The organism is Rhizobacter sp. SG703 (genome assembly GCF_012275445.1).
In the GTDB taxonomy this organism is placed as follows: Bacteria; Pseudomonadota; Gammaproteobacteria; order Burkholderiales; family Burkholderiaceae_C; genus Rhizobacter.
Map to the genome: position 1 here is coordinate 281,681 of NZ_JAAZQK010000005.1, position 26,984 is coordinate 308,664.

General features: G+C 71.0%; 26 protein-coding genes. 12 read left to right on the plus strand and 14 right to left on the minus strand.

Annotation, left to right across the window (positions count from 1 at the left end; all coding sequences use genetic code 11):
• Positions 1 to 267: 267 nt before the first annotated feature.
• Positions 268 to 3,903, plus strand: coding sequence for an NACHT domain-containing protein (locus FHT26_RS11960; RefSeq protein WP_168560357.1), 3,636 nt, complete (start codon positions 268 to 270; stop codon positions 3,901 to 3,903).
• A 6-nt stretch (positions 3,904 to 3,909) separates the two neighbouring features.
• Here FHT26_RS11960 and FHT26_RS11965 read toward each other — a convergent pair whose 3' ends face one another.
• Both FHT26_RS11965 and recQ read right to left on the minus strand, forming a co-directional pair.
• Entirely contained in the window at positions 3,910 to 4,701 is a 792-nt protein-coding gene (locus tag FHT26_RS11965; RefSeq protein WP_168560358.1) for a CPBP family intramembrane glutamic endopeptidase, read from the minus strand.
• A complete protein-coding gene (gene recQ / locus FHT26_RS11970) occupies positions 4,698 to 6,572 on the minus strand; it encodes a DNA helicase RecQ (RefSeq protein ID WP_168560359.1) in 1,875 nt (624 codons plus the stop codon). The genes FHT26_RS11965 and recQ overlap by 4 nt, the downstream gene beginning before the upstream one ends.
• A 117-nt stretch (positions 6,573 to 6,689) precedes the next feature.
• On the opposite strand from recQ, the gene FHT26_RS11975 reads away from it, so the two are divergent.
• The gene (locus FHT26_RS11975) at positions 6,690 to 7,208 is read left to right on the plus strand and encodes a cupin domain-containing protein (RefSeq protein ID WP_168560360.1); all 519 of its coding nucleotides are present in this window, start codon (positions 6,690 to 6,692) and stop codon (positions 7,206 to 7,208) included.
• Here the strand turns inward: FHT26_RS11975 and FHT26_RS11980 are convergent, their stop codons facing one another.
• Positions 7,209 to 7,799 (minus strand): hypothetical protein, encoded by a 591-nt coding sequence (locus FHT26_RS11980; RefSeq protein WP_168560361.1) that lies wholly within the window; start codon positions 7,797 to 7,799, stop codon positions 7,209 to 7,211.
• 196 nt (positions 7,800 to 7,995) lie between these two features.
• Between FHT26_RS11980 and ssb the strand changes: the two genes are divergently transcribed.
• The 4 genes from ssb to FHT26_RS12000 all read left to right on the plus strand — a co-directional run bounded on the left by ssb (position 7,996) and on the right by FHT26_RS12000 (position 10,881).
• Positions 7,996 to 8,526 (plus strand): single-stranded DNA-binding protein, encoded by a 531-nt coding sequence (gene ssb, locus FHT26_RS11985; protein ID WP_168560362.1) that lies wholly within the window; start codon positions 7,996 to 7,998, stop codon positions 8,524 to 8,526.
• A 226-nt stretch (positions 8,527 to 8,752) separates the two neighbouring features.
• Positions 8,753 to 9,646 carry an NAD(P)H-binding protein gene (locus tag FHT26_RS11990; RefSeq protein ID WP_168560363.1) on the plus strand — a complete coding sequence of 298 codons (894 nt, stop codon included), beginning with the start codon at positions 8,753 to 8,755 and terminating at the stop codon, positions 9,644 to 9,646.
• A gap of 129 nt (positions 9,647 to 9,775) precedes the next feature.
• Entirely contained in the window at positions 9,776 to 10,378 is a 603-nt protein-coding gene (wrbA, locus tag FHT26_RS11995; RefSeq protein WP_168560364.1) for an NAD(P)H:quinone oxidoreductase, read from the plus strand.
• A 74-nt stretch (positions 10,379 to 10,452) separates the two neighbouring features.
• Entirely contained in the window at positions 10,453 to 10,881 is a 429-nt protein-coding gene (locus tag FHT26_RS12000; RefSeq protein ID WP_210427350.1) for a hypothetical protein, read from the plus strand.
• An 18-nt stretch (positions 10,882 to 10,899) separates the two neighbouring features.
• Here FHT26_RS12000 and FHT26_RS12005 read toward each other — a convergent pair whose 3' ends face one another.
• Together FHT26_RS12005 and FHT26_RS12010 are read right to left on the minus strand one after the other, a co-directional pair.
• Positions 10,900 to 11,502 carry a hypothetical protein gene (locus tag FHT26_RS12005; protein ID WP_210427351.1) on the minus strand — a complete coding sequence of 201 codons (603 nt, stop codon included), beginning with the start codon at positions 11,500 to 11,502 and terminating at the stop codon, positions 10,900 to 10,902.
• A gap of 8 nt (positions 11,503 to 11,510) precedes the next feature.
• The gene (locus FHT26_RS12010) at positions 11,511 to 12,362 is read right to left on the minus strand and encodes an outer membrane beta-barrel protein (protein ID WP_168560365.1); all 852 of its coding nucleotides are present in this window, start codon (positions 12,360 to 12,362) and stop codon (positions 11,511 to 11,513) included.
• Positions 12,363 to 12,562: 200 nt separating this feature from the next.
• Here FHT26_RS12010 and FHT26_RS12015 point away from each other — a divergent pair, with 200 nt between their 5' ends.
• Positions 12,563 to 12,868, plus strand: coding sequence for a hypothetical protein (locus FHT26_RS12015; RefSeq protein WP_168560366.1), 306 nt, complete (start codon positions 12,563 to 12,565; stop codon positions 12,866 to 12,868).
• A 19-nt stretch (positions 12,869 to 12,887) separates the two neighbouring features.
• On the opposite strand, the gene FHT26_RS12020 is transcribed toward FHT26_RS12015, so the two are convergent.
• Genes FHT26_RS12020 through FHT26_RS12040 form a run of 5 tightly spaced genes read right to left on the minus strand, consistent with a single transcriptional unit; the run spans position 12,888 to position 16,831 of the window.
• Entirely contained in the window at positions 12,888 to 14,156 is a 1,269-nt protein-coding gene (locus tag FHT26_RS12020; RefSeq protein ID WP_168560367.1) for a c-type cytochrome, read from the minus strand.
• Positions 14,153 to 14,875, minus strand: coding sequence for a c-type cytochrome (locus FHT26_RS12025; protein ID WP_168560368.1), 723 nt, complete (start codon positions 14,873 to 14,875; stop codon positions 14,153 to 14,155). The genes FHT26_RS12020 and FHT26_RS12025 overlap by 4 nt, the downstream gene beginning before the upstream one ends.
• 49 nt (positions 14,876 to 14,924) lie before the next feature.
• The gene (locus FHT26_RS12030; protein WP_168560369.1) at positions 14,925 to 15,560 is read right to left on the minus strand and encodes an FMN-binding negative transcriptional regulator; all 636 of its coding nucleotides are present in this window, start codon (positions 15,558 to 15,560) and stop codon (positions 14,925 to 14,927) included.
• Between the two features lie 18 nt (positions 15,561 to 15,578).
• Positions 15,579 to 16,058: an OsmC family protein gene (locus tag FHT26_RS12035; RefSeq protein ID WP_168560370.1), complete on the minus strand. Its 480-nt coding sequence runs from the start codon at positions 16,056 to 16,058 to the stop codon at positions 15,579 to 15,581.
• A complete protein-coding gene (locus FHT26_RS12040) occupies positions 16,055 to 16,831 on the minus strand; it encodes an isocitrate lyase/PEP mutase family protein (protein ID WP_168560371.1) in 777 nt (258 codons plus the stop codon). Before FHT26_RS12040 ends, FHT26_RS12035 begins: the two co-directional genes overlap by 4 nt.
• A gap of 75 nt (positions 16,832 to 16,906) precedes the next feature.
• Here FHT26_RS12040 and pdxR point away from each other — a divergent pair, with 75 nt between their 5' ends.
• Positions 16,907 to 18,379 (plus strand): MocR-like pyridoxine biosynthesis transcription factor PdxR, encoded by a 1,473-nt coding sequence (gene pdxR, locus FHT26_RS12045; RefSeq protein WP_168560372.1) that lies wholly within the window; start codon positions 16,907 to 16,909, stop codon positions 18,377 to 18,379.
• A gap of 13 nt (positions 18,380 to 18,392) precedes the next feature.
• On the opposite strand, the gene FHT26_RS12050 is transcribed toward pdxR, so the two are convergent.
• Entirely contained in the window at positions 18,393 to 20,882 is a 2,490-nt protein-coding gene (locus FHT26_RS12050; RefSeq protein ID WP_168560373.1) for a putative bifunctional diguanylate cyclase/phosphodiesterase, read from the minus strand.
• Complete coding sequence (locus tag FHT26_RS12055) at positions 20,879 to 21,508, minus strand: methylamine utilization protein (RefSeq protein ID WP_246867841.1); 630 nt, start codon at positions 21,506 to 21,508, stop codon at positions 20,879 to 20,881. The genes FHT26_RS12050 and FHT26_RS12055 overlap by 4 nt, the downstream gene beginning before the upstream one ends.
• 258 nt (positions 21,509 to 21,766) lie before the next feature.
• Between FHT26_RS12055 and FHT26_RS12060 the strand changes: the two genes are divergently transcribed.
• Positions 21,767 to 22,306 (plus strand): CAP domain-containing protein, encoded by a 540-nt coding sequence (locus FHT26_RS12060; RefSeq protein ID WP_349238132.1) that lies wholly within the window; start codon positions 21,767 to 21,769, stop codon positions 22,304 to 22,306.
• Between the two features lie 33 nt (positions 22,307 to 22,339).
• Here FHT26_RS12060 and mnmA read toward each other — a convergent pair whose 3' ends face one another.
• Positions 22,340 to 23,446, minus strand: coding sequence for a tRNA 2-thiouridine(34) synthase MnmA (gene mnmA, locus FHT26_RS12065; protein ID WP_168560374.1), 1,107 nt, complete (start codon positions 23,444 to 23,446; stop codon positions 22,340 to 22,342).
• Between the two features lies 1 nt (position 23,447).
• Complete coding sequence (locus FHT26_RS12070; protein ID WP_168560375.1) at positions 23,448 to 23,954, minus strand: NUDIX hydrolase; 507 nt, start codon at positions 23,952 to 23,954, stop codon at positions 23,448 to 23,450.
• 139 nt (positions 23,955 to 24,093) lie between these two features.
• Here FHT26_RS12070 and FHT26_RS12075 point away from each other — a divergent pair, with 139 nt between their 5' ends.
• Genes FHT26_RS12075 through FHT26_RS12085 form a run of 3 tightly spaced genes read left to right on the plus strand, consistent with a single transcriptional unit; the run spans position 24,094 to position 26,967 of the window.
• Complete coding sequence (locus FHT26_RS12075; RefSeq protein ID WP_168560376.1) at positions 24,094 to 25,209, plus strand: Re/Si-specific NAD(P)(+) transhydrogenase subunit alpha; 1,116 nt, start codon at positions 24,094 to 24,096, stop codon at positions 25,207 to 25,209.
• 10 nt (positions 25,210 to 25,219) lie between these two features.
• The gene (locus FHT26_RS12080) at positions 25,220 to 25,546 is read left to right on the plus strand and encodes an NAD(P) transhydrogenase subunit alpha part 2 (protein ID WP_047501305.1); all 327 of its coding nucleotides are present in this window, start codon (positions 25,220 to 25,222) and stop codon (positions 25,544 to 25,546) included.
• Positions 25,543 to 26,967, plus strand: a complete 1,425-nt coding sequence (locus tag FHT26_RS12085; RefSeq protein ID WP_056813298.1) for an NAD(P)(+) transhydrogenase (Re/Si-specific) subunit beta — start codon at positions 25,543 to 25,545, stop codon at positions 26,965 to 26,967. The genes FHT26_RS12080 and FHT26_RS12085 overlap by 4 nt, the downstream gene beginning before the upstream one ends.
• The last annotated feature ends 17 nt before the right edge of the window (positions 26,968 to 26,984 follow it).

Below are 26,984 nucleotides of genomic sequence, written 5' to 3' on the forward strand. Positions count from 1 at the left end.
TTTCGAACAGGTCTGTCTGTGCTCCTTCTTTTCGACGCCACCGCGTTCGCACGAAGCCATCGTTTCGGACCCTGACGGCTGTCTGCGCACAAGAACACGGCATTTGTTGACGTTCGTGCCGGTGGTTACAGCTGGGTTTCACCGGGCTGACACGGTCTGTCAGGCGTCCCCCTAGATCGCCGGTCAGGCGGCGGCTGACAAGCCTCGAGAGCGGTCCTACAGTCGCGCCGAGGCCGCCACGCGAACGGCCCGCAAGGGACACGGCCCATGAAGCCCGACGACGCACCGACATCCGCCACTTCAACTCCATCGACGCTGCCCGACGACTGGCAGGCGCTGCACCAGGCCGAGCGGCTTGCGCTGCAGGCGCGGCGCCGCAGCGCGCTCGGCCTGGCCGACGACGCCGACCACCCGGCGCTTGCGCTGCCCACCGTCGGCCTCGCGCTGTCCGGCGGCGGCGTGCGCAGCGCGACCTTCGCGCTCGGGCTGCTGCGCGGTCTCGCGCAGAACCGTGGGCAACAGCACGGCCAGCCGAACAGCGAACGCCCCGACCCGGCCGACCGCTCGCTGGTGGCCGACGGCATGCTGGGCCGCGTCGACTACCTGTCGACCGTCTCCGGCGGCGGCTACACCGGCGCGATGTTCGGCCGGCTCGTGCAGGCGTTCGGGCTGCCGCAGGCGCAGGCGCTGCTCGCGCGCAGCGATTCACCGGTGCTGCAATGGCTGCGCCGCAACGGCCGCTACCTGTCGCCGGCCGGCTCGCGCGACATCGGCATCGCGGTCGTCACCTACCTGCGCGCCTGGCTTGCGATCCACACCGAATTCATGTTCGCCTGCATGCTGCTCGGCCTGCTGGTGATCGCGCCGCATCTGGCGCAGCACAGCACGCAGCTGCTCGACCCGCAGGGCTGGGAGCGCTGGTTCACGCCCTGGTGGCCGGTCGCGCTGTCGCTGTGGGCCGCGACAGCGCCCGGGCTGGTGGCCGGCTACTGGGCGGCGCGCGACAGCCACGACCCCAATGCGCGCGCGGTCGGCCCGGGCTGGCGCGACATGGTGTTCGTCGCCGCGATGGCCATCGCGGCCTGGCTGCTGCTGCGCGCGCTGCGCAGCGGCGACACGGTGAACCCGGTGCACGACGCGCTCGACTGGGCCACCGCCGCGTTGCTCGCGCTGCTGTCCATCGTGGTCGGCCAGCTGTTCGTGCAGGCGCGGCTGGCGCTCGGCCGCGAGCCGCATGCGCTGGCGGTCGCGCGGCTGCGCAACCAGCTGACGCGCTGGCTGAAGGCGGCCACGCTGGTGGTCGTCGCGATCGGCGGAATGGGCGCGCTCGATCGCGCGAGCTGGTGGGTGCTGGAAGAACTGCAATCGGGCAACCAGTGGCTGTGGGGCGGCGTCGGCTTCGGCGGCCTGGTGGTGCTGGTGCTGCGCCGGCTCGCGCAGCCGCTGCAGCAGATGGCGGCCGAGGCCGGCGCCCGCGCGCGCGGCTGGTTGCCGCGGCTGATGGACGTCGGCTCGCTGGTCGGCCTGCTCGCGCTGGTGACGGCCTGGCTGGTGGTGCTGCAATGGTTCGTGTTCGCGCCCGACACCTTCAGCGCGCTGCGCGAGGTACCGGCCTGGATGCGCGCGCTGCTGGTCGGTGGGCTGTGGCTGGGCTGGATCGTGCTCACCGCCGGCAATGCGCAGATGGCGAACACCTCGTCGCTGCACAGCTTCTACCGGGCGCGGCTGACGCGGGCCTACCTGGCGGTCGGCAACCCGCGGCGCGGGCTGGCCGGCGGGCCGCTGCCGCGCGGCGACGGCACCCGCCAGGCCACCCACGACGTCACCAGCGTCGTCGACGGCGACGACAGCGCGCTCGACAGCTACCGCCCCGAAACGCGCGGCGGCCCGATCCACCTGGTCGGCACCTGCCTGAACCAGACGCGCGACGACCAGAGCGGCCTCTACAACGCCGACCGCAAGGGCACCGCGGTGACGGCGACCTGGCGCGGGCTGGAGATCGGCCCGGCCGAGTTCGTCGCGCTGCAGCCGGGCGACGACACCGGCACGCTGGGCCGCTGGATCGCGGTGTCCGGCGCGGCGGCCTCGCCAGGGGCCGGCTCGTACACCTCGCGCGGGCTCGCGCTGCTGGTGTACTTCCTCGGCGTGCGGCTCGGCCACTGGGTGCGCGCGCCGCGCGAATCGGTGCAGCTGCGCTGGCTCAGCCGCCTCGCCTGGCGCTTCGCGCCGAAGCCGCTGATGCTGGCGAGCGAGGCCTCGGCCACCTTCTACGGCGTCGAGCGGCCGTGGTGGTACCTGTCGGACGGCGGGCACTTCGAGAACAGCGGCATCTACCCGCTGCTGAAGCGCGAGACCGACTTCATGGTGCTGGCCGACGCCAGCTGCGACGGCGACTACAGCTTCGGCGACATCGAGAACCTGGTGCGCAAGGCGCGCATCGACTTCGGCGCCGAGATCGACTTCTACACCCGCGAAGAGGCCCAGCACCTGTTCAGCCTGGCCGGCAGCGACCTGACCGTGCTGTCGCCGGAGCAAATGGCCGACAACCATTCGAGCCGCGGCGTGCTGCTGGCGCGCGTGCGCTACCGCGAGCGCGTCGGCCCGCGCGGGCCGTGGCGGCCCGAGGCGACGCTGCTGGTGGTCAAGCCCAACCTGCACGACGCGCTCGACGTCGACCTGCTGGCGTATGCGCGCCAGCACGAGCGCTTTCCGCACGAATCGACCGGCGACCAGTCCTTCGACGAGGCGCAGTGGGAGAGCTACCACCGGCTCGGCGAAGACTTCGGCCGCGCGCTGCACGACACCTGGCTCGCGCAGCTGCCCGGCTGGCGCAGCCCGGCGCGGCACGGGCTGCGCGTGGCCGCGCGGCTGCGCAGCGCGGCCGACGACGCGGCGGCCGGCGCGAAGGCCGAGCCGCTGTGGCGCCGTGCCGCGAAGGCCACCGCGATCACGACGACGATCGGGGTTGGTGCCTCGGGCACGTTGCTGCTGTCGGTCTGGCAGGTGCAGGAGCAATTGCAGCGCAACCGCGTCGACCAGCAGACCGAGGCGCGCGCGCTGTTCACGGAGGTGTCGAAGGCCTTGCAGGACTTCAACGGCCGCTGCCCGAAGGTGGCCGAGCACGTGGTGACCCAGGCCTCGCTGCTGTTCGACCTGCGCGGCAGCCCGGCGATGCGCCCGCTGGAGCGTGCCGGCGTCGAGCGGCTGGCCGGCCGCATCGCCGACGAATGCCGCAAGGACGCCGACCCGAGCGCCGACTGCGTGGCCGCCAGCCAGCGGCTGCGCAATGACCTGTGCGCGGTGGTGCAGAAGCCGCCGACCGAGAACACCGCATTCAGCTACTGGCACCCTGGCACCTCGCCCGACGAGCAGGCGGTGGCGGCGCGCCGCATCTGGCTCGCGCTGACCGGCCGCGCATCGCAGCTGGCGAGCGCGGCGCAGGGGAACCTGCCGGTGCCGCCGCCGCCGTCGGCGCCGCAGGCCGATTCGCCGCAGCGGGCGAGCCTGGGCGCCTGCCGCCAGGGCGACGAACGCAGCACGCTGTACATCGAGATCTACGACGAGGCCTCGCGCGAGGCGGCCAGCGCGCTGCGCCAGGCGATCCAGCAAGAGGCCGACGTGCTGGTGCAGGTGGCGCCGATCGACAACGCGGCGCGCAATGCCGAGCTGCGCCAGCAGCGCCGCCCGGTGCCGTGGCCGGTGCCGACCTTCGTGCTGCACGACCCGGCCAGCCGCGAATGCGCGCTCGCGCTGTCGCGCTTCATCGGCGAACCGTGGGTCACGCCGACGCGCATCGACGGCGTGTGGATCCGCGAGCGGCGGCGCTCGGCGGTGCCGCGCCCCGGCGTGATCGAGCTGTGGTTGCCGCCGGTGCTGGTGGCCGGCCAGTCGGCCGAGCCCTGAAGCGGCCTACGCTTTCGACGGCAGGCTCAGCACGCGGCGCAGGCCCCACGCGAACAGCGCCAGCGACACCGGCAGCCACAGCGGTTGCCCGATCGCGTCGGACAGCGCCTGGCCGTCGCTGCTCGCCATCCACAGCACGCCGGCGTTGAACGCGGCGTGCAGCAGCACGCAGGGCCACAGCGAGCGCGTGCGCTGGTAGGCCAGCCCGAGCACCAGCCCGGTGCTGAAGCCGACGAAGAACTGGTAGACGTTGAAGTGCGCCAGCCCGAACAGCGCGGCCGAATGCACGATCGCGGTGGCCGGCGGGTAGCGCAGCAGCAGCCCGCGCAGGATCAGCCCGCGGAACAGCATCTCCTCGAGCACCGGCGCCAGCACGCAGGCCGACAGCGTCGACGCGAACGTGCCGTCGACCGCATGCGAGAACCACTCCGCCTCCCAGGCCGACAGCGGCAGCAGCGCCTGCAGCAGCCAGTCCATCCAGCCGTTGACCGACCACAGCAGCGGCAACAGCGCGAGCAGCGGCGCGGCGGTCAGCAGCAGCGTGCGCAGCGGCGGCGACGGCGCGTCGTGCAGTATCTGCGCATGCGTCAGGCCGCGCCAGCCGAGCAGCGTCGACACGACGAGGCCGGTGGCCAGCACGCGCGCCAGTTCGCCGAGCTGCGCATCGGTGATGCCGAGGGTGTCCTGCAGGTCCGCCAGCAGGCCGCCAAGCAGCATCTCCAGCAGCACGAAGGACAGCACCGTCAGGATCGCGGCGCCCAGCCCGTACGGCAGGGTTTCGGGACTGCGGCCGCTCATTCGCCGAGCACGCGCAGGATCTCGCTGCCGTACGCCTCCAGCTTCTTCGCGCCGACGCCGCTGATGTGGCCGAGCTCGCCCAGCGACGACGGCTGCGCGCGCGCCATCTCGGCCAGCGTCGCGTCGTGGAAGATCACGTAGGCCGGCAGTCCGTGCTCGCGGGCCACCTCGGCGCGCCAGGCCTTCAGCGCGGCGAAGCGCTGCAGGCCGTCGTCGTCCAGCGGCACCGGCGGCGGCTTGTCGCGCCCGCCCTTCGTGCCGCTGCCCTTGCCCTTGCTGCTGCCGCGGCGGCCCTTCGGCGCCTCGCTCGCCTCGCGCAGCAGCAGCGGCACCTCGCCGCGCAGCACCTCGCGCGCGCTCGCGGTCAGCTCCAGCGTGTTGTATTCGCCTTCGGTGCGCAGGTGGCCGAGCGCGATCAGCTGGCGCAGCACCGCGCGCCACTGCACCTCGCTCAGGTCGGCGCCGACCCCGAAGGTCGACAGCGACTGGTGGCGGTATTGCGTCACCTTGTCGGTGGTCTTGCCGCGCAGCACGTCGATCAGGTGGCCGGCACCGAAGCGCTGGCCGTTGTTCTGGTGGAAGCGGTAGATGCAACTCAGCGCCTTGCGCGAGGCCTCGGTCGCATCCCAGGTGGCCGGCGGGTGCAGGCAGTTGTCGCAGTTGCCGCAGGGCTCGCTCGCTTCGCCGAAATAGGCGAGCAGCCGCACGCGGCGGCAATCGTGCGCCTCGGCGAGCGCCAGCAGCGCGTCGAGCTTGGCGCGCTGGCCGCGCTTGAACTCCTCGCCGGCCGGGCTCTCGTCGATCATGCGGCGCTGGTTCACCACGTCGGCCAGGCCGTAGGCCATCCAGGCGTCGGCCGGCAGCCCGTCGCGGCCGGCTCGGCCGGTCTCCTGGTAGTAGCCCTCGATGTTCTTCGGCAGGTCGAGGTGGGCGACGAAGCGCACGTCGGGCTTGTCGATGCCCATGCCGAACGCGACGGTCGCGACCATCACGACGCCCTCTTCGCGCAGGAAGCGGTCCTGGTGGCGCTTGCGCACGTCGGCGTCCATGCCGGCGTGGTACGGCAGCGCGTTGATGCCTTCGGTCTTCAGCCAGTCGGCGGTCTCGTCGACCTTCTTGCGCGACTGGCAGTAGACGACGCCGGCGTCGCCCTCGTGCTCGTCGGTGATGAAGCGCAGCAGCTGGGCGCGTGCGTTGTCCTTCTCGACGATGCCGTAGCGGATGTTCGGCCGGTCGAAGCTGCTGATGAAGACGCGAGCGTCCTGCAGCTGCAGCCGCTCGATGATGTCGGCGCGGGTCAGGTCGTCGGCGGTGGCGGTCAGCGCGATGCGCGGCACGCCGGGATAGCGCTCGTGCAGCACGTTCAGCGAGAGGTAATCCTCGCGGAAGTCGTGGCCCCACTGGCTCACGCAATGCGCCTCGTCGATCGCGAACAGGCTCAGCAGCCCGCGCTCGTGCAGCGAATCGAGCTGCGCGAGGAAGCGCGGCGTCGTGATGCGCTCCGGCGCTGCGTACAGCATCACGAGGCGGCCGCTCATCATCTCGCGCTCGATCTTCTGCGTCTCGTCGAGCGTCAGCGTCGAGTTCAGGAAGCTGGCGTGCACGCCGGCCTCTTCGAGTGCGCCGACCTGGTCGTGCATCAGCGCGATCAGCGGGCTGACCACCAGCGCCACGCCGCGGCCGGCCCGATGCCGCGCGATCGCCGGCACCTGGTAGCACAGGCTCTTGCCGCCGCCGGTGGGCATCAGCACCAGCGCATCGCCGTCGGCGTTGACGTGGTCGACGATGGATTCCTGGGCGCCGCGGAACGCGGTGTAGCCGAACACCTCCTGCAGGATCTGCAGCGGTGCGGTGGAGGCTTCGAGGGTCACGTGGAGCGGGCGGGCAGGGGGAAGGACCGGGATGAGGCCGCGATGTTACTCGGGGCGTTGTCCGGCACATTCCGCGCCGGTTTCTGGCAGGCTTGCGCCTTCACCAGGAGACTGCCGATGACCGACCTCCACACGCCGCGCGCCGAGCAGCTGCGGCAACTGTTGATCCGCAACTTCGAGAGCGCCCCGCGCACCCGCGATGTGCGCGAACCGCTGTACGACTCGATGACCGCCCGTCTCGCGAAGGGCACCGCAGCGCTCAAGCTGGGGGCCAGCATCGACGTGGTGCCGCCGGGCAAGCGCAGCTGCCCGTATCACTTCCACTACGCGCAGGAGGAGATGTTCATCGTGCTCGAAGGCGATGGCACGCTGCGCGTGGCCGGCGAGCAGCTGGCGCTGACCGCCGGCGACGTGGTCTTCATCCCGCCGGGGCCGGCGTACCCGCACCAGATCATCAACACCTCGGATGCGCCGTTGAAGTACCTGTCGATCAGCACGAAGGACAGCCCGGAGGTGGTGGAGTACCCCGATTCGGGCAAGTACCTGGCGACCGCGACGCGCGACGGCGATCCGTTCGGCTTCGGGCGGATGCACCGGGCCGACACGGATCTCGAATACTGGGATGGCGAGCCCTGATCAGCCCTTGCGGACCTGCGCGTCGGTCTTCTGGCGGTGGATCTTGCGGCTCTGGCGGTTCTCGCTGCGCTGGATGCCGCGCTCCTCGGCTGCGCCGACGTGGCCGTCACGGGCGGCGGCCGCTTCCTTGCGGTCGACGTGCGCCTGGCCGCGTTCCAGCTTGGCCGCCTCGCGGTTCGTCAGCGAGCCGTTCTGCACGCCGGCTTCGACGCGCTTCTGCTGGTTGATGTTGCGCTGCACGTCGGCCTGCATGCGTTCGGACGATGCCGACGTCGGGTTGCCCTTCACGTCGTTGTGCTTTGCGGTGGCGATGTCGCTGCTGACCTTGTTCTGCGCGGCGTTCAGGCGCAGCTTCTCGTCGTTGGAGAGCTTGCCGTCCTTCAGCGACTGCGCCTGCAGGTGCTCGACCTTGCTTTCCTCGCGTTCGAGCTTGCCGGCCTCCTTGGTGCTGAGCTGGCCGCTTTGCAGGCCCTGCTGGATGCGTTCCTGCTGGTTCACGTCGCGCTGGACGCTGCCGGCGGTGGTGGATTGGGCGAAGGCGCCGGCGCTGGCGGCCAGCATCATCGAGGTGATCAGGATGTTGAGCTTCATGGTGGAACTCCGGTTCAGGGTGGTGGGTGGAGAGTGGCGCGACCCTGTAGCGACAACGGCAGCGCCGCAGCGTCGTTGACCCTGGTTCGTGTGAAGTTTCGTTGCCCGGGCGTGACCAGATGCATCGCTGATAATCGGGGCATTCCCCTCGCCGTACCCCTCTTTCCCCTGTTCCACCTTTTCAGGAGCCGCTTCCATGGCCTCGATCAACAAAGTCATCCTCATCGGCAACCTGGGCCGCGACCCCGAAGTGCGCTACTCCGCCAACGGTTCTGCGATCTGCAACGTGACCCTCGCGACCTCGCGCAACTGGAAGGACAAGACCTCCGGCGAGAAGATGGAAGAAACCGAATGGCACCGCGTGGTGTTCTACGACCGCCTGGCCGAGATCGCCGGCGAGTACCTGAAGAAGGGCCGCTCGTGCTACGTCGAAGGCCGCCTGAAGACCCGCAAGTGGCAGGACAAGGACGGCGTCGAGAAGTACACCACCGAGATCATTGCCGACAACATGCAGTTGCTGGGCGGCCGCGACGGTGGCGGCGGTGACGAAGGCGGCGGCGGTGGCGGCTACAGCCGTGGCGCCTCGGGCGGCGGTGGTGGTGGCGATCGGCCGGAGCGCGCCGAACGGGCCGAACGCCCCGCACCGGCCTCGCGCCCGGCAGCCACCAAGCCGGCCGCGAAGTCGTCGACCGGCTTCGACGACATGGACGACGACATCCCGTTCTGAATCCCGCCGGCACCGTCGTGTCGCCCCAAGGCCCCTGCTCCCCCGGAGCAGGGGCTTTTTTCTTGCGCGGCTCGGCCGTTGCTAACATCGATCGCGTGCGAATCGTCCTTTCCTGATCCCGGAGCGCCCGCAGTGGCGCTTCCCACGTGCTCCACGGTGCCCCTGCGGCTGCCGTGCCTGCCAACGACCGGCCTCGACCACGAGGCCCTTCAGGAAAGACCGTTCCATGACAACTCAGCTTTCACTTCTGCTCACCGGCGTGGGCGGGCAACTCGGCCGTCGCGTGGCCGACCACCTGCTTCGCGACAGCGCGGGCGCATCGGTCATCGGCACCAGCCGCACGCCGCAGCGGCTGGGCGACCTGGCGCGACGCGGCTTGCAACTGCGCCACGCGGACTTCGACGAACCCGGCGGCTTGGCGGCGGCCTTCGAAGGCGCCGACCGGCTGCTGCTGATCAGCACCGGCGCTGCGAATGCCGGCCCGCGCCGGGTGGCGCAGCACCGCGCGGCCCTGCACGCGTGCGCGCAGGCCGGCGTGCGGCATGTCGCCTACACCTCGTTCCTCGACGCGGACACGTCGCCGCTGACCGCGCTGGCCGCCGACCATGCCGCCACTGAGGCCTTGCTCGCGCAGGGCTCGACCGGCTTCACCGTGCTGCGCCACGCGTTCTACATGGAGATGCTGCTGTCGACGCTGCCCGCCGCCATCGCCAGCGGCCGGCTGCTGTCGGCCAGTGGGCAGGCGGACGTGGCCTACGTGACGCGGTCCGACTGCGCCATCGCCGATGCCGCCGCGCTGCGCGACGGCTTCGACGGCCGGCGCCGGCTGGACATCACCGGGCCGTCGGCATTGACGTCGGCGCAACTCGTGGAGCGCGTCAACACGGTGCTGGGAACGGCGATCGTCCATGTCGACGCGACCCGCGCGGACCTGGAGGCGCACTTCACCGCAGGGGGCATGCCGCCGGCGATGGCGCGCCTGCTGTCGGCCATCGACGAAGGCCTCGGCCAGGGTGCGATGGCGCGCCGCAGCGATGACTTCGAAGCGCTCTGCGGCCGGCGTGCCTGCGACGTGGACGAGTTCCTGCGCCTGCACCGCGATGCGTTGATGGCGCGGTAAGGCAAGGTGCCGCCCGACGCCGGGCGGCACCCGCCATTCAGCCGTTTTGAAGCCTGTGTTCGTTCCGGTGCAATCCGCACCGGCGGCCGGCGCCCAGAATGCGCTCAGCCCATCAACCAGGAGCAAGCCATGGCAGCCAAGGTTCTCGTCCTCTACTACAGCAGCTACGGTCACATCGAGACCATGGCCCAGGCGGTCGCCGAAGGTGCGCGCGGCACCGGCGCCAGCGTCGACATCAAGCGCGTGCCGGAAATCGTGCCCGAGGCGGTCGCGAAGGCCTCGCACTTCAAGCTCGACCAGGCTGCGCCGATCGCGACCGTCGACGAGCTGCCGAACTACGACGCGATCATCTTCGGCGTGCCGACCCGCTTCGGCAACATGGCCGCGCAGATGAAGAACTTCCTCGACCAGACCGGCCCGCTGTGGTTCGCCGGCAAGCTGATCGGCAAGGTCGGCTCGGTGTTCGCCAGCACCGCCACGCAGCACGGCGGCCAGGAAAGCACCATCCTCAGCACGCACACCGTGCTGCTGCACCAGGGTATGGTGATCGTCGGCCTGCCGTACGCCTGGCAGGGCCAGATGAAGCTCGACGAGGTGACCGGCGGCAGCCCGTACGGCGCGACGACCATCTCCGCCAGCGACGGTTCCCGCCAGCCCTCGGCCAACGAACTCGAAGGCGCGCGCTTCCAGGGGCGCCACGTCGCCGAGATCGCGGCCAGGCTGGCTCGCTGACGGTAGACTCCCGGCGCAGCAGAACCGAGCCGCGCGAATGACGCGCGGCCGCCCTGTCTCCCGGAGGAAGCCCGATGCGCGCGATGAAATGGTTGCTGGTGCCCGTGGTCCTGGTGGCCCTGGTGGTGCTTTATTTCTTCGGCGTGATGAAGTGGAGCTACTCCGACGGCGAGCGCGCCGGCTGGGTGCAGCAGCTGTCGCACAAGGGCTGGATCTGCAAGACCTGGGAAGGCGAGCTGGCGCTGGTGTCGCTGCCCGGCAGCACGCCGGAGAAGTTCCGCTTCACGATCTGGGACGACGAGGCGGCCGCCAAGGTCAATGCGGTGATGGGCAAGCGCGTCGCGCTGCACTACGAGCAGAAGGTCGGCCTGCCGGGCAGCTGCTTCGGCGAGACCCGCTACTACATCACCAACGTGCGCGTGCAGGACGAGATCTCGCTCGCGCCCGGCGTGATCGTGCCGGTGCCGGCCTCGCCGGCGGCGTCGGCCGCGTCGAAACCCTGACGGCGACGCGCGCTCGCGTCACGCGATCACGTCATACAGCCGCACGATGAACGACGCTTGGTACAGCAGGTTGCCGACCGCGAACACGCCGTGGAACACCGGGTTGCGGATGATCGCGGCGGCCGCGCACAGCAGCACGTAGGCGGCGGCGCGCAGCGGGTACTCGAGCCCGAGCTTCGGCAGCAGCGTGCTGCCCTTGATCCAGGTGTCGCCGAGGTCCACCACGAAGCTCAGTGCCAGCAGCGCGAAGAACCATCGCCGGCGCGAGATGAAGTAGTCGCGCCAGCCGTCGTACTCGGCGAGGTCGTTCGGGAACAGCACCGCGCACAGCAGGTAGTTCAGCCCGGCGTAGAACAGCACGTAGGCATAGAGCTCGAAGCGCCACACCGGCAGCTGCGCGAGCCGGAACTCCCACCACCAGAAGTGCACCAGCAGCAGCAAGGTCGACGCCACCCACAGCAGGTGCACCCAGTACGCCTTCTGCCGGCCCGGGTGCTGCACGAACACCGCCAGCCCCGACAGCAGGCGGGCGATGCTCAGGCTCACCACCATGCTGAGCACCACCCGCACGTGCAGGAACACGGCGGGATCGGGCGTGGACGTTGCGGCGGTTGTCTCCACGGGGCGGTTCAGAAGCCGGCGTCGATGAAGACCTGCGGGCCCTGGAAGGTGTAGCGCACCTCGCCGCGCGGGTCGCGGCGCGTCTCGGTGAGCTTGTACTGGTCGTAGCGGTAGCCGACGCCGAGCGCGAAGTTGCCGGTGAAGCGGTACTGCAGGTTGGCCTGCAGGTTCAGCAGCCGGCCCTTGTGGCCCTTGTAGTCGATCGCGAACGCATCGGCGCGACCCGAGGCCAGCCAGCGCGGCGCGAACGCGCAGGTGCCGTAGGCGCCGATGGTTGGCAGCGGCACGGTGTGCGCCGCCTCCTCGCGGCGGACCGCGACGGTGCTGCCGTCGATCTGGCCCAGGCCCTCGACGCTGAACTTGAAGCGCGTGACGTGCAGCCCGGCCACCACGCCGGCCTCGGCCTCGTCGGTCTTGTAGAACGAGTAGCCCACGCTCGCGCGCGCCACCTTCGAATCGAACTCGCTGTCGACCGCCGCCGACACCGGGAAAGTGGTGTCGTCGACGACGATCTCCGTCTCGAGCAGCGTCTTGTCGGCGCTGCGCTTCAGCGAGAAGTATTCGAACTCGGCACGCCAGCGCTCGCCGAAGCGCGCGCCGACCAGCAGCGTGCCCAGCGTCTTGTGCTCCGGCAGGCCGAGCTCGTCTTCGAGGTGCAGGTCGGTGCCGGCGGCGCCGGTGTTCGAGCGGTCGACCTGGATGTGCGAGCTGATGGACGGGCGGAACGCGCCGATCTGCACCCACAGCTTCTGGTTCAGGTAGTCGGCCGCGTCGGCGGCGCGCGCGCCGGGAGCGACCAGCAGCGACAGCAGCCCGCAGGCGGCGGCGATCGGACTCGGACGGCCATGGCGGAAAGGCATCGGCGGATCCCCCTGCGATTCATGGAATCGCCAGTCGTGAAATCGTTCTCGGTGGGCGAGCCTATCCGCGACCGCAAGACGCGTCAATCGCGCGCGCAAGTCGGGGCCGGTGCGGGATTCGCCACGGTTTCACCGCCTATTGCAGCGATCGACCGGGCGCTGTCCTGCGGACAATGGCGGCTTCTTCCCGAGAGCCCACCATGCCGCAGTCGACCGGTCCGTCCCCTTCCTCCGTTGCCACGTCGCGCGATTCGCTGATGTCGATGGGGGCCGGCGCGCTGATGGGCGTGCTCGTGATGCGCATGGCCGAGCAGCGGGCCGACAGCGGCCTGAGCCTCGCGATGGCGGTGCTGTTCGTGGTGTCGGGCAGCGCGTCGGTGGTGCTCGCGATGCTGAGTCGCCCGCACCGGCTGCGGCCGTCGCAGCGGCGCGGCGAGGTCAAGGGCTGGCTGCTGGCGCTCGGACTCGGCCTGCTGGCCGCGGTCCAGGTCAGCGCGCTGGTCTGACCGGCCTCGTCAACTCATCTCAGCGGCCGCTGCGGAGCCGCGTCACGTCGAGCGGCGACACTTCCTGCCCGTTGTTCCCCCATGCGCTGCGCACGTGGCTCAGCACGCTGGCCAGCTCGCCATCGCTGAGCACGGTCGCGAACGGCGGCATGCCGTAGGGCCGCGGGTTGGCCGCGGTCGACGGCGCAAAGCCACCCTCCAGCACGATGTGCACCAGGTTCGCGGCCGACGCCATCGTCACCGCGCGGTTGCCGGCCAGCGGCGGATAGGCCGGCGGCGCGCCTTCGCCGTGGTCGCCATGGCAGCCGGCGCAGTGCTGGCGGTACAGCGCGTCCCCCTGTTCCCTGGCCGCCGCCGAGATCGGCGCGGCCGGCGGCCGGGCCTTCGCGTCATGCGGCGGCAAGGCCTTCAGGTAGGTGGCCATCGCGAGCAGGTCGTCGGCGCTCAGGTGCTGCAGGCTGCCGGTCACCACCTCCACCATCGGGCCGGTGACGCTGCCGCCGCGCGATGGGTGGCCGACACCGCTCTGCAGCAGCGTGACGATCTGCGGCAGCGTCCAGTCGGCCACGCCGGCTTCGTCCGCATCGTTGAGCGACGGCGCATACCAGTTCTGGATCGGGATCAGCCCGCCGCCGAGCGCGATGCCCGAGCTCGCGCCGAGCGCGTTGCGGCTCGAATGGCAGGCATTGCAGTGGCCGAGGCCCTCGACGAGATAGGCACCGCGGTTCCATTCGGCCGAGCGCGTGTCGTCGTGCTCGACCGCGCCGGGTCGGAAGAATGCCGCACGCCACACCGCCAGCGCCGCCTGCGTGTCGTATGGAAAGCTCAGCGCATGCGGCCGGTTCGGCGTGTCGGCGACCGGCAGGCTGCGCAGGTAGGCGAACAGCGCATCCGAATCCTCGCGCGTGATGCGCGTCAGCTCGGTGTACGGGAACACCGGGTACAGCAGCCGGCCATCCGCCGAGCGGCCGTTGTGCATCGCGCGCCAGAACAGCGCCGAGGTCCAGCCGCCCAGGCCGTGCTGCGGATGCGGCGTCAGGTTGGGCGCGAACACCGTGCCGAACGGCGTCGCGATGCCGCGGCCGCCGGCATACGGCACGCCGCCGCGCTCGGTGTGGCAACCGGCGCAGTTGCCGGCGCGCGCCAGGTACGCGCCGCGCGCAACCTGCTGCGCGGTGAACGGTGCGGCATCGGCCAGCAGCGGCGCTTCGTCTCGGAAGTTCAGAGCCAGCACCAGCGCGACGACGGCGACCAGCAGCAGCACGAGGCCGATCAGCACGCGCTTCATCGGGCCGCCTTCGTCGTCGCGCCACCGGTCACGTCGGGCACGCCGCCGCAGGCGACCGGCAACGCGGCGGGCAGCATGGCCGCCGGGTGCGCCGGCTCGGGCACCGGCTGCATCGCCAGCCACTGCGCGATCGCGCTGACCTCGTCGGCCGTCAGCGCCTGCGCCACCCGGGCCATGCAGTCGGGCGCGAGCGCGCGGCGCGTGCCGGTGCGCCAGGCGCCGAGCTGCGCGACCAGGTAGTCTCGCGGCAGCCCGAGCAGCCCGGGGATCGCCGGTGCGACGCCGGTCAGCGCGCTGCCGTGGCATTGCGCGCAGGCGGGCAGCTGGCGGGCGGCGTCGCCGTCGCGGGCCAGCGCCTCGCCGCGGCGCGCAGCCTCGGCCGGCAGCGCGGGCCCGGGCGCCGGTGGCGAATACGGCAGGTCGAGCGACGAGAAGTACACGGCGATCTCGCGCAGGTAGGCGTCGCTCAGCGGATCGAGCAGCCCGGTCATCAGCGCGTACTGGCGGCGGCCGTCGCGAAAGCCCTGCAGCTGGTGGTAGAGGTAGTCGACCGGCTTGCCGGCGATGCGCGGGTGGTAGCCGTCGCGTGCAGCGCGACCTTCCTTGCCGTGGCAGCCGGTGCAGGCCTGCAGGCGCTGCGCGATCGTGTCGGGAACCGGCGGCGCGGCTCCCGCGCCAAAGGCGGTGACGAGCAGGAGCAGGGCGAAGAGGGGTTTCATCGTGCGGTGTGCCTCTCGGGCGGCGCAGCGCGAGTATCCCCCCGGTGACTCACGCGCCAGGCTGTACCAGCCTGGACATATTGTCCGCATCGTCGCCGCCCTGGGCGCGCAGCCCCGCGGCGACACCCTCGCGGTCGGCGCTCGACCGGTTCTGGCTCACCTTCCACTTGCCGACCAGCGCGTCGACCGGGATCTCGATGCCGACGATCGCGCGCAGCATGCCGTCGACGAAATCAGCCGGCGCATCGGCCACCGCCCACGGCTGCGGCAGCGCGGCCTCGTGCCGCTGCGTCAGCCGCGTCACCAGCGACAGCAGCCACGGCGCGTCCTCGCGCAACTGCAGCCGGCCGCGCGCCTGCACCATCACGTAGTTCCAGGTCGGCACCACCTTGCCGTGTTCCGCCTTCGTCGCGTACCAGCCCGGCGAGATGTAGGCCTGCGGCCCCTGGAACACGACCAGCGAATCGATGTCGCGCCGCGCGGCCTGCCACAGCGGGTTGGCACGCGCGACGTGCGCGCGCAGCACCGCGCGGCCGGCGGCGTCGTGCTCCAGCAGGAAGGGCACCGCGTTGGCCGCGAGCTCGCCGTGCGCGTCCTGCGTGACCAGCAGCCCGAACGGATGGCTGCGCACCAGCGCGTGCAGCACCTCGGGCCGGGTCTCTTCGAAATGACGGGGGGCGTACATCGGGGGCTCCTTGGGGGGTCAGTCGATCGTCACCGGCTCGCAGCGCACCTCGGATTTCACCGAGTTCGCGATGTAGCAGTTGGCATGCGCCTCATGGTGCAGCCGCGCCTGTTCGGCGGCATCGGGCCGGCGCTCGCCGCCGTAGCGAACCGCCGGGTGCAGCGTGACGACGGTGACCGCGACCTGCCCTTGCGCGTTCGGCTCCATCAGGCCGACCGCCGCATCGCGGTAGTCGTCGATCACCCAGCCGGCCTTCGCGGCGAGGCCGAGGAACCACAGCATGTGGCAGCTGGCGATCGAGGCGACGAAGGCCTCCTCCGGATCGACCGCGCTCGGGTCCGACATCGGCACCCGCACCGAATGCGGCGACGACGAACCGGGCACCGTCGCGCCGCCGTCGAAATGCCAGTCGTGGCGGCGGCTGTAGCGGTTGTCGACGAAGGGCTGGTCGCCGCGCGTCCAGTGCACCTCGGCGTGGTAGTCGTGCGGCGTGCTCACAGGCGCTCCAGGTAGCTGAAGGTGCCGCGTTCGCGGACCTCGGTGGCGGCGTCCAGCAGCCCGCGCATCGCGGCGCGGTACAGCGAGGTCGCGAGGCTGATGCGGCGCACGCCGGCGGCCTCGAGTTCGGCGACGCTGAACGACTTGCCCTTGATGCCGACCATGAAGTTCAGCGGCTTCGTCAGCGCGCTGCACACGGTGCGCACCGCGGCGAGGTCGGGCAGGCCGGGCGCGAACAGCACGTCGGCACCGGCGCGTTCGAAGGCCTGCAGCCGGCGGATCGTGTCGTCGAGGTCGGGTCGGCCGCGCAGGAAGTTCTCGGAGCGCGCGGTCAGCACGAAGCCGCCGGGCACCGCGCGGGCGGCCTCGACCGCGGCGGCGATGCGCTCGGTCGCGTGGCCGAGGTCGTACAGCGGCTTCGCGTCATCGCCGCTCGCGTCCTCGATCGAGCCGCCGGCCAGGCCGATCGCGCCGGCGCGGCGGATCGTCTCGGCGGCGTCCTGCGGCGTCGCGCCGAAGCCGTTCTCCAGGTCGGCCGACACCGGCACGTCGACCGCCTGCACGATGGCCTGCGCGTGCGCGATCGCCTCGTCGCGCGTCAGCTGGCCGTCGCGCCGGCCGGCCACCGCGGCGGCCGCGCCGCTGGAGGTGGCGAGCGCGGTGAAGCCGAGACCGGCCAGCGCGCGCGCCGAGCCGGCGTCGAAGGCGTTGGCGATCACGAAGGCGCGCGGGCCGCGGTGCAGCGCGATGAAGCGTTCGGTCCTGTCGATCATGGGGAGCTCCCGTTCGGTTCCGGATTGGTTCTGCATCGTAGACACTTCCGGGGTCTCAAGAGGAACCAATCGACCATGCCCGGGGGAACCAATCCGAAGGCCGCAGCCGGTGCGGCCACGTTGCGCCAGCAGGTCTACCTGCAGCTGCGCGGCGCGATCGAACAGGGCACCTTCGCGCCCGGCGCGCGGCTGCCGCCGTCGCGCGAGCATGCGCTGGCGCTCGGTGTCGGGCGCAACACCGTGCTGTGGGCGCTGGAGCGGCTGCGCGCCGAGGGCTATGTGGTGGCGCGGGTCGGTGACGGCAGCTACGTCGCGCCGGGCCTCGCGGCGCTGCGCGGCGGCCGGCGCAAGGTCGCGGCCATCGCGCCGGGCGGTGCGCTGTCGCGCCGCGGCCAGGCCATCGCCGACATCGCGCTGCGCTGGCAGCCGCCGACGCAGGTGCCGGTCGCATTCCGCATCGGTGCGCCGGCCACTGCCGAGTTCCCGTTCGCGCTGTGGGACCGCCTCGCGCGCGACACCGCGGTGTCGCGCCGCCGCGCGTTGTCGCAGTACACCGACCCGGCGGGCGAGCCGGCGCTGCGCGAGGCCATCGCGCAGTGGCTGCTGGTGTCGCGCGGCATCCGCTGCGAGGCGTCGCAGGTGCTGGTCACGTCCGGCTCGCAGCAGGGCATCGACCTGATCGGCCGGCTGCTGCTGGACCTGGGCGACGAGGTGATGGTCGAGGACCCGGGCTACCCCGGCATCCGCGCCAACCTGCTCGGGCAGGGCGCGATGGTGCGCCCGGTGCCGCTGGATGCCGACGGGCTGTGCATCGCGCAGGGCGCGGCGCGCTGGCCGCAGGCGCGCATGGCGGTCGTGACGCCGACGCACCAGTTCCCGCTGGGCGTGCGCATGAGCCTGGCGCGGCGGCTCGCGCTGCTCGACTGGGCGCGCACGCGGCGCGCGTGGATCGTCGAGGACGACTACGACGGCGAGTTCCAGTACGGCGCGCACCGCATGCCGGCGCTGTGCAGCCTGCCGCAGTCGGAACGCGTGCTGTACGTCGGCACCTTCTCGAAGACGCTGCACCAGGGGCTGCGGCTGGGCTTCATCGTGATGCCGCTCGCGCTGGCGCCGGCCTTCGCCGGGGCCAAGGCGGTGACCGACCGGCACAGCCCCGGCGCGGCGCAGGACGTGCTGGCCCGCTTCATCACCGAAGGCCACCTGCTGCGCCACCTGCGGCGCATGCGCGAGCTGTATGCGCAACGGCAGGCGCTGGTGGTGGAGGCGCTGGCGAAGGCCAGCGGCGGTGCGCTGCGGCTGGTGCCGAGCGAGCACGGCATGCACCTGGCGCACGAGGACGCCGCGGGTCGGGCGGACGAGCCGGTGTCGGCGCGCGCGCAGGAAGGCGGCGTCTACCTCGCGACGCTGTCGCGCTACGCGATCGAGTCGCCGCGGCGCGGGTGGTTGTTCGGCTACGCGGGATATGACGAGGCGGCGCTGCGGGCCGCGGCGCGAACGGTGGGACGGCTCGCCACGGGCCGTTCACCCGTTCTCCGTTCGCCCTGAGCTTGTCGTGCCGTCAATGCAGCGTGATTGCGACGTCGGGGCCCTTCCCGAGCGTCACCGTCATCGCCTGGCGCGTGCTCCAGCCGGTCGACCAGCGCGCGAACTCGGCGGCCGGCATCGGGCGGCCCATGTGGAAGCCCTGGGCCTCGTCGCAGGCCAGTTCGCGCAGCAGTTCCCAGACCTGCGCGTTCTCGACGCCCTCGGCCACCACCGTCAGCCCGAGGCCGTGCGCCAGGTCGATCGTCGAGCGCACGATGCGCGCGTCGTCGAGGTCCTTCTCCATGTTCAGCACGAAGGACTTGTCGATCTTCAGCTCGTCCACCGGCAGCCGCTTCAGGTACGCGAGCGACGAATAGCCGGTGCCGAAGTCGTCGATCGACAGCCGGAAGCCGAGCGCGCTCAGCTTGTCGAGCGTGGCCTGCGCGCGCTGCGGGTCGTCCATGATCGCGCTCTCGGTGATCTCGAGGCAGAAGGCCTCGGCCGGCACCGAATGCCGCACCAGCAGCGCATCGAACTTCTGCGGCAGCTCCGGGTCGAGCAGGTCGCGCGTCGACAGGTTGACCGAGATCGTCAGCGTCTGGCCGCCGTCGTGCAGCCGCTTCCACATCTGCGCGGTCTGCTCGAAGATCCACAGCGTCAGCACGCGGATGAAGCCGGTCTGCTCGGCGAACGGGATGAATTCCATCGGCGGCACCAGGCCGCGGCGCGGGTGCTGCCAGCGCACCAGCGCCTCGGCGCCGACGACGCGCGCATTGCCCAGCGCGAGCTTGGGCTGCAGGTACAGCCGCAGCTCGTCGTGGTCGACCGCATGGCGCAGCTCGCTCAGCAGCGACAGCGTCTGCGAGCTCGCGGCGTCCAGCGCCGGGTCGTAGACCATCGGGCCGTCGTGGCGGCGCTTCGCGATGTACATCGCGACCTCGGCGCGGCTCAGCAGCACGTCGGCGTCGCCGGCATGCAGCGGCCAGTTCGCGAGGCCCAGGCTCGCGCTGATGTCGACCGTCTGGTCCTCCAGCGTCAGCGCCGCATCGAAGGCCTGCTGGATGCGCCGGGCGACGGTGCCGGTCAGCGCCAGGTCGGTGGCGGGATCGAGCCCGGCCAGCAGCACCGCGAATTCGTCGCCGCCCAGCCGCGCGACCAGGTCGCCGCCGCGCACCGCCTGCTGCGTCAGCCGCTCGGCCACGCCGCGCAGCAGCAGGTCGCCGAAGCGGTAGCCGAGCACGTCGTTGACGTGCTTGAAGCGGTCGAGGTCGAGCATGATCACCGACACCGTGCGGCCGGCTTTCCCGGCCGCGACGATCGCGTCGCGCACCGCATTGCGGAACTGCAGCCGGTTCGGCAGCGCGGTCAGCGGATCCCAGTACGCGAGCTTCAGGATCTCGTCCTGCTGCTCGCCGATGTTCTCGCGCATGCGCTCGAACGCGCGGGCGACGTCGCCGAGCTCGTCGCTGCGGGTGAGGCCGCGCAGCGGCGTCGAGTAGTCGCCGGCCCCCAGCCGTTCGGCCGCGGTCGCCAGCCGGCGCAGCGGCGTCGTCACGTGGCGCGCGGTCAGCACGCTGCCGATGCCGAACACCAGCACGCCGACCAGCGTCAGCGCGGCCAGGCCCAGCTGCAGCTGGCGGTACGGCGCGACCGCATCGTCGACCGAACGCAGCAGCAGCGCCGAGACGGCGGCGCCGTCGTGCTCGGCCAGCATCACGGTGCGCCCGCTGTATTCGTTGTCGAGCAGGCGCAGTGTCAATGCCGCCGAGCCGGCGGCCAGGTTGTCGCCGTTCACCTGGGCCAGCGACAAGGCCGCCTGCTTCTCCAACTGCTCGCGGGTGGCCAGCGGCAGCGTCGAGACCGCGGTGGACCACGTCGACGCTGCATCGGCGCGCACCTGCAGGCTGACCTGCAGCGACGACAGCGCGTGCATGTCGTCGACCAGCCGCTGGTCGATCGGAAAGCCCATCAGCACCCAGCCGACCACCACCGGCGCGCGCATCGGCACCATCACCAGCTGGAACGGGCGCTGGCCGAGCACGACGATCTCGCTGGCGCGCTTGGAGGCGAGCGCCCGCGCGGCCAGCCGCTGCGTGACCGGCAGCAGCTCCTGCAGCCCCGGCTGCGCGGCGGCGCGCAGGTGGAATCCGGTGTCGAGCAGCGCCGTCACGGTGGCACCGATGCGCTCGCCGTGGTTGGCCAGCACCGACGCGATGGTGTCGGCGTCGTTGCTGCCGACGGCGGCGCGGAAGCCGTAGTCGGCCGCCAGCAGGCTCGCGCCTTCGGCGAGCTTCTGCGCGTTCTGGTCGAGCACGCGGGTCAGCACGCGTTCGCCGACCTGCAGCTCGTCGGTGATCGAGGCGCGCGCGTTGCGGTCGATGCTGGCGCGGATCGCGAGGAAGCTCGCGGCCTGCACCAGCAGCAGCAGCCCGAGGAACAGCACGACGATGCGCGTGCCGAGCGAGCTGCCGATCCAGCGCGGCCACTGGCTCGGGTGCAGCAGGCTGCGAACCGGCGGCGTCATGGGGCGCTTCCCGCGGCGACCGGCAGCCGGATGCCGGCGTCGGTGTCGGCCGGGCCGATCGCGAGCGTCTGCGGCGCGGGGTCCTGGCCGGGCACGAGGCCGGCATGCCAGGCGCGCAGCCGGTAGCTGCCGGGCGGGACGCCTTCGACGCGGGCGCGGCCGTCGGCCCCGGTGCGGGCGAAGTACGGCGTGTCGACGACGACGACCCAGGCGCTCATCCGGTCGTGGATATTGCAGCCGAGCACCGCGGCGCCAGGCTGGTCGAACACCACCGGCGTCGCCGGCACGCCGGCATAGAGCTTCAGCTCGAAGGTCTTGACCGGCGAGAACGAGTAGACGTGGTGCCGCACGGTGTCGAAGTTCGGAAAGGTGACCGGCGTGCCGACGGTGACGACGGTCAGCGACGGGTGGAACTGGCGCTTGCGCTGCGAGATCTCGATGCCGGCCATCGGCTTGACGGCCGCCTTGGCACCGGCGGGCTCCAGCATCACCACCGCGTCGACCAGCGGGCGGCCCGCCGGATCGGCCACCGCGACGTTCACGCCGGCGCCATGGGCAGCGGCGGCCAGCGACAGCGCCATCGCGCCAAGGCTGTGTCGGGTCAGGGTTGGAAGGCGCAAGCGCATGGTGGGTCGGAGGTCGGGGGTCGGTGGGCGATCGGTGCAGCGCACGCCGCACCGCCTTCGGATATCGGCGGGCGGCCGACCGACTGAAGCCGGCGCCGACGGCCCGTGCGGTGCATCACGCTTCGGATGGCCGCAGGCGCCGGGTCAGCAAACGCTTACGTTTTGGGCGCGTCGCGGCGTCCGGGGGCGTTTAGGCTGTGAAGCTCCCGGCTTCGGACACAGATCTTGTTGTCGACCTCCTCACGACGCGCCCGCCTGGTGGCGCCCTGGTTGATGTTCATCGCCGCCTGCGGCGGCAGCGGCGATTCCGGCACGGCCGACGCTGCCGCGCCCGCGCCCGTGCCCGCCCCGGCGGCCTCCGGCACCTGCGACATCCCCGATTTCAATGCGCAGGTGCTGGCGCGCATCAACGCCTTCCGCGCCAGCGCGCAAAGCTGCGGCAGCGAGGGCAACTTCACCGCGGCACCGGCGCTGGCCTGGAACGACAAGCTGACGCAGGCCGCCGCCGGCCATTCGCAGGACATGGCGACGAAGAACTACTTCTCGCACACCAGCCAGGACGGCCGCAGCTTCGTCGACCGCATCGCGGCGACCGGCTACACCGGGAGTTCGCTGGCCGAGAACATCGCCGCCGGCCAGAACAGCATCGACAGCGTGATGACCAGCTGGCAGAACAGTGCCGGCCACTGCGCGAACCTGATGAGCAAGAACCTCACGCAGGTCGGCGTGGCCTGCGCGCGCGGCGCGGCCGGTGCCGCCTACAGCCGCTACTGGACGATGGACCTCGGCAGGCCTTGATCGGTCCGCAGCCCGGATGCCGATCCGGGATGCTCAGGCGGCGCTGGCGATCACGCCGCCGCCGAGGCAGACCTCGCCGTCGTACAGCACGGCCGATTGCCCCGGCGTCACCGCCCACTGCGCGGCACCGAAGTTCAGGCTGAACGCCGCCGCGCTGCCGCCGTCGAGCGCGCAGGCTGCATCGGCCTGGCGATAACGCGTCTTCGCGGCCATCGCCCCGGGCTCGGGCGGCTCGCCAGCCACCCAGCTCGCGTCGTCGGCCGTCAGTGCATGCGATTGCAGCCACGGGTGGTCGTGGCCCTGCACCGCATACAGCGTGTTGGCCGCCATGTCCTTGCGGGCGACGAACCATGGCGCGTGCTCGCTGCCGCCCTTCATCGCGCCCTTGTCCTTCAGCCCGCCGATGCCGATGCCCTTGCGCTGGCCCAGCGTGTAGAACGACAGCCCGACATGCTCGCCGATCACGCGGCCGCGGTCGTCCTTGATCGGGCCCGGCTGGTTCGACAGGTAGCGGTTCAGGAACTCGCGGAACGGCCGTTCGCCGATGAAGCAGATGCCGGTCGAATCCTTCTTGGCCGCGTTCGGCAGCGCGATCTCGGCGGCGATGCGGCGCACCTCGGTCTTCGGCAGCTCGCCGACCGGGAACCAGGTCTTGGACAGCTGCGCCTGGTTCAAGCGGTGCAGGAAGTAGCTCTGGTCCTTCAGCGGGTCCAGTCCCTTCAGCAGCTCGAAGCGGCCGTCGTGTTCGCGCACGCGGGCGTAATGGCCGGTCGCGATCTTCTCGGCGCCCAGGCGCATCGCATGGTCGAGGAAGGCCTTGAACTTGATCTCGGCATTGCACAGCACGTCAGGGTTCGGCGTGCGGCCGGCCTGGTACTCGCGCAGGAATTCGGCGAAGACGCGGTCCTTGTAGTCGGCCGCGAAGTTCACATGCTCGATCTCGATGCCCAGCACGTCGGCCACGCTCGCGGCGTCGAGGAAGTCCTGGCGTGTCGAGCAGTACTCGCTGTCGTCGTCGTCTTCCCAGTTCTTCATGAAGATGCCGATGACCTCGTGCCCCTGCTGCTTCAGCAGGTGCGCGCTGACGGCGGAATCGACACCGCCGGACAGGCCCACCACCACGCGTTGCTTCTTCTTCACGTCAGGTTCGCTTCAAGGGGGCTGCGAAGACCGAGTCGTCGGTCGTGATCAGCGACAGCGGGAAGTTCACGCCCGCCAGGTGGTCGTCGACGCAGCGCAGCAGCAATGGGCTGCGGTGCCGGTGCGCGCTCGCGCGGATCTCGTCGGGCGTCATCCACAGCGCCCGCACGATGCCGGTGTCGAGCGCGCGCGACGGGTCGGGCTCGCCGACCGTGCCGCGGAACGCGATGCGCAGGTAGGTGTTGTCGCGCCCCGCGTCGCCGCCGCGGCCGGGGCGCTGCGAACGCGACAGGTAGATGCCGACGATGCCGGTCGGCACGAACGAGCGTGCGGTTTCTTCGAGCGCTTCGCGCACCACGCCCTGCAGCGGCGATTCGCCCGGATCGAGGTGGCCGGCCGGGTTGTTCAGGCACAGCCCGTCGGACGTGTGCTCCTCCACCAGCAGGAAGCGGCCCAGGTGTTCGACGATCGCGGCAACGGTGACGCTGGGTTTCCAACGGGAGGACATCCGGCCGATTTTAAGGGCCGGTGTTGTGGCCCTGCATCGCGTGAGGGCGTGTGCCGGTTGTGAGCGCGAAAGCTTTGTGTAAGCTCTCGCGCGGGTTGCAGCACACCTGCACCACAACAACGCACCCGAGGAGTCCGCCATGTTGATAGGGGTCCCGCTGGAGACAGCGGCTGGGGAAACGCGCGTCGCCGCGACCCCGGAGACGGTCAAGAAACTCAAGGCGCAGGGCCATGTGCTGCGCGTGCAGTCGGGGGCCGGCATCGCCGCCAGCGTCACCGACGAGGCCTATGCGGCGGCCGGTGCCGAGATCGTCGACCGGGCCGGGGCTTTCGGCGCCGAGCTGGTGCTGAAGGTGCGCGCACCGTCGGCCGACGAGCTGCCGCTGGTGAAGAGCGGCACCGCGCTGGTCGGCATGCTGAACCCGTTCGACCGCGATGGCCTGCAGCGCATGGCCGACGCCGGGCTGACCAGCTTCGCGCTCGAAGCGGCGCCGCGCACCACGCGCGCGCAGAGCATGGACGTGCTGTCGTCGCAGGCCAACCTGGCCGGCTACAAGGCGATCATGATCGCGGCCGACCGCTACCAGCGCATCTTCCCGATGCTGATGACGGCGGCCGGAACCGTGAAGGCGGCGCGCGTCGTGATCCTCGGCGTCGGCGTGGCCGGGCTGCAGGCGATCGCGACCGCGAAGCGCCTGGGCGCGGTGATCGAGGCGAGCGACGTGCGGCCGTCGGTGAAGGAGCAGGTCGAATCGCTGGGCGCCAAGTTCATCGACGTGCCGTACGAAACGGCCGAAGAGAAGGAAGCGGCCGAAGGCGTCGGCGGCTATGCGCGTCCGATGCCGCAGAGCTGGCTCGACCGCCAGAAGGTCGAGGTGGCCAAGCGCGTCGCGGCCGCCGACATCGTCGTGACGACCGCGCTGATCCCGGGCCGCGCCGCGCCGGTGCTGGTCACCGAGGAGATGGTGAAGGCGATGAAGCCGGGCTCGGTGATCGTCGACCTGGCCGCCGCGCAGGGCGGCAACTGCCCGCTGACCGAGGCCGGCAGGACGGTCGTCAAGCACGGCGTCACGCTGGTCGGCGAGACCAACCTGCCGGCGCTGGTGGCAGCCGACGCGAGCGCGCTGTATGCGCGCAACGTGCTCGACTTCCTGAAGCTGGTGTTGACGAAGGAGGGCACGTTCCACGTGCCGATGGACGACGACATCGTCGTGGCCTGCCTGGTCAGCCAGGGCGGCCAGGTCACGCGCAAATAAGGAGCCGACCATGGACCCCGTGAGCCACACCCTGACCAACCTGATCATCTTCGTGCTGGCGATCTACGTCGGCTACCACGTCGTGTGGACCGTCACGCCGGCGCTGCACACGCCGCTGATGGCGGTGACCAACGCGATCTCGGCGATCGTGATCGTCGGCGCGATGCTTGCCGCGGCGCTCACCGAGACGCCGCTCGGCAAGACGATGGGCGTGCTGGCGGTCGCGCTGGCGGCCGTCAACGTGTTCGGCGGCTTCCTCGTGACGCGGCGCATGCTGGAGATGTTCCGCAAGAAGGAAAAGAAGGCCATCGCGGCGCCGAAGGAGGGCTCGCAATGAGCATGAACCTGGTGACGCTGCTGTATTTGGTGGCCAGCGTCTTCTTCATCCAGGCCTTGAAGGGCCTGTCGCACCCGACCACGTCGATCCGCGGCAACCTGTTCGGCATGGCCGGCATGGCGATCGCGGCGCTGACGACCGCCGCGCTGATCGTCAAGCTGGCCGACGGCAACGCGCTCGGCCTCGGCTGGGTGCTGCTCGGGCTGCTGGTCGGCGGCAGCGCCGGTGCGGTGATGGCCAAGCGGGTCGAGATGACCAAGATGCCCGAGCTGGTCGCCTTCATGCACAGCATGATCGGCCTGGCCGCGGTGTTCATCGCGGTGGCGGCGGTGGCCGAGCCGCATGCGTTCGGCATCGTCGCCAAGGGCGAGCCGATCCCGGCGGGCAACCGGCTCGAGCTGTTCCTCGGCGCGGCGATCGGTGCCGTCACCTTCAGCGGTTCGGTGATCGCGTTCGGCAAGCTGTCGGGCAAATACAAGTTCCGGCTGTTCCAGGGCGCGCCGGTGCAGTTCGCGGGGCAGCACGTGCTGAACCTGCTGCTGGGCCTGGCGACCGTCGGCCTCGGGCTGGTGTTCGTGTTCACCGAGAGCTGGCCGGCCTTCTTCGGCATGCTGGCGCTGGCCTTCGTGATGGGCGTGCTGATCATCATCCCGATCGGCGGGGCCGACATGCCGGTGGTGGTGTCGATGCTGAACAGCTATTCCGGCTGGGCGGCGGCGGGCATCGGCTTCAGCCTGAACAACAGCATGCTGATCATTGCCGGCAGCCTGGTGGGCAGTTCGGGCGCGATCCTGAGCTACATCATGTGCAAGGCGATGAACCGCTCGTTCTTCAACGTGATCCTGGGCGGCTTCGGCGGCGAGGCCGGCACCGCGGTGGCCGGCGCGCAGGCGCAGCGCAACGTGAAGAGCGGCAGCGCCGACGACGCGGCCTTCGTGCTCGGCAATGCCGAGACGGTGGTGATCGTGCCGGGCTATGGCCTGGCGGTGGCACGCGCGCAGCATGCGGTGAAGGAGCTCGCGGCGAAGCTGACGGCCAAGGGCGTCACGGTGAAGTACGCGATCCACCCGGTGGCCGGGCGCATGCCGGGGCACATGAACGTGCTGCTGGCCGAAGCCGAGGTGCCGTACGACCAGGTGTTCGAGATGGAGGACATCAACGGCGAGTTCGGCCAGGCCGACGTCGCGATCATCCTGGGCGCGAACGACGTGGTGAACCCTGCCGCGCACATCAAGGGCAGCCCGATCTACGGCATGCCGATCCTGGAGGCCTACAAGGCCAAGACGGTGATCGTCAACAAGCGCTCGATGGCGGCCGGGTATGCAGGGCTCGACAACGAGCTGTTCTACATGGACAAGACGATGATGGTGTTTGGGGACGCAAAGAAAGTCGTCGAGGACATGGTCAAGGCGGTGGAGTAGGGCTGGTGCTGGTACCC

What these genes read in the sequence shown, in the direction of transcription:
- FHT26_RS11960 (WP_168560357.1), top strand. Translation starts at nt 268, where the DNA reads ATGAAGCCCGACGACGCACCGACATCCGCCACTTCAACTCCATCGACG.
- FHT26_RS11965 (WP_168560358.1), bottom strand. Translation starts at nt 4,701, where the DNA reads ATGAGCGGCCGCAGTCCCGAAACCCTGCCGTACGGGCTGGGCGCCGCG.
- FHT26_RS11975 (WP_168560360.1), top strand. Translation starts at nt 6,690, where the DNA reads ATGACCGACCTCCACACGCCGCGCGCCGAGCAGCTGCGGCAACTGTTG.
- FHT26_RS11980 (WP_168560361.1), bottom strand. Translation starts at nt 7,799, where the DNA reads ATGAAGCTCAACATCCTGATCACCTCGATGATGCTGGCCGCCAGCGCC.
- ssb (WP_168560362.1), top strand. Translation starts at nt 7,996, where the DNA reads ATGGCCTCGATCAACAAAGTCATCCTCATCGGCAACCTGGGCCGCGAC.
- FHT26_RS11990 (WP_168560363.1), top strand. Translation starts at nt 8,753, where the DNA reads ATGACAACTCAGCTTTCACTTCTGCTCACCGGCGTGGGCGGGCAACTC.
- wrbA (WP_168560364.1), top strand. Translation starts at nt 9,776, where the DNA reads ATGGCAGCCAAGGTTCTCGTCCTCTACTACAGCAGCTACGGTCACATC.
- FHT26_RS12000 (WP_210427350.1), top strand. Translation starts at nt 10,453, where the DNA reads ATGCGCGCGATGAAATGGTTGCTGGTGCCCGTGGTCCTGGTGGCCCTG.
- FHT26_RS12010 (WP_168560365.1), bottom strand. Translation starts at nt 12,362, where the DNA reads ATGCCTTTCCGCCATGGCCGTCCGAGTCCGATCGCCGCCGCCTGCGGG.
- FHT26_RS12015 (WP_168560366.1), top strand. Translation starts at nt 12,563, where the DNA reads ATGCCGCAGTCGACCGGTCCGTCCCCTTCCTCCGTTGCCACGTCGCGC.
- FHT26_RS12020 (WP_168560367.1), bottom strand. Translation starts at nt 14,156, where the DNA reads ATGAAGCGCGTGCTGATCGGCCTCGTGCTGCTGCTGGTCGCCGTCGTC.
- FHT26_RS12025 (WP_168560368.1), bottom strand. Translation starts at nt 14,875, where the DNA reads ATGAAACCCCTCTTCGCCCTGCTCCTGCTCGTCACCGCCTTTGGCGCG.
- FHT26_RS12030 (WP_168560369.1), bottom strand. Translation starts at nt 15,560, where the DNA reads ATGTACGCCCCCCGTCATTTCGAAGAGACCCGGCCCGAGGTGCTGCAC.
- FHT26_RS12040 (WP_168560371.1), bottom strand. Translation starts at nt 16,831, where the DNA reads ATGATCGACAGGACCGAACGCTTCATCGCGCTGCACCGCGGCCCGCGC.
- pdxR (WP_168560372.1), top strand. Translation starts at nt 16,907, where the DNA reads ATGCCCGGGGGAACCAATCCGAAGGCCGCAGCCGGTGCGGCCACGTTG.
- FHT26_RS12050 (WP_168560373.1), bottom strand. Translation starts at nt 20,882, where the DNA reads ATGACGCCGCCGGTTCGCAGCCTGCTGCACCCGAGCCAGTGGCCGCGC.
- FHT26_RS12055 (WP_246867841.1), bottom strand. Translation starts at nt 21,508, where the DNA reads ATGCGCTTGCGCCTTCCAACCCTGACCCGACACAGCCTTGGCGCGATG.
- FHT26_RS12070 (WP_168560375.1), bottom strand. Translation starts at nt 23,954, where the DNA reads ATGTCCTCCCGTTGGAAACCCAGCGTCACCGTTGCCGCGATCGTCGAA.
- FHT26_RS12075 (WP_168560376.1), top strand. Translation starts at nt 24,094, where the DNA reads ATGTTGATAGGGGTCCCGCTGGAGACAGCGGCTGGGGAAACGCGCGTC.
- FHT26_RS12080 (WP_047501305.1), top strand. Translation starts at nt 25,220, where the DNA reads ATGGACCCCGTGAGCCACACCCTGACCAACCTGATCATCTTCGTGCTG.
- FHT26_RS12085 (WP_056813298.1), top strand. Translation starts at nt 25,543, where the DNA reads ATGAGCATGAACCTGGTGACGCTGCTGTATTTGGTGGCCAGCGTCTTC.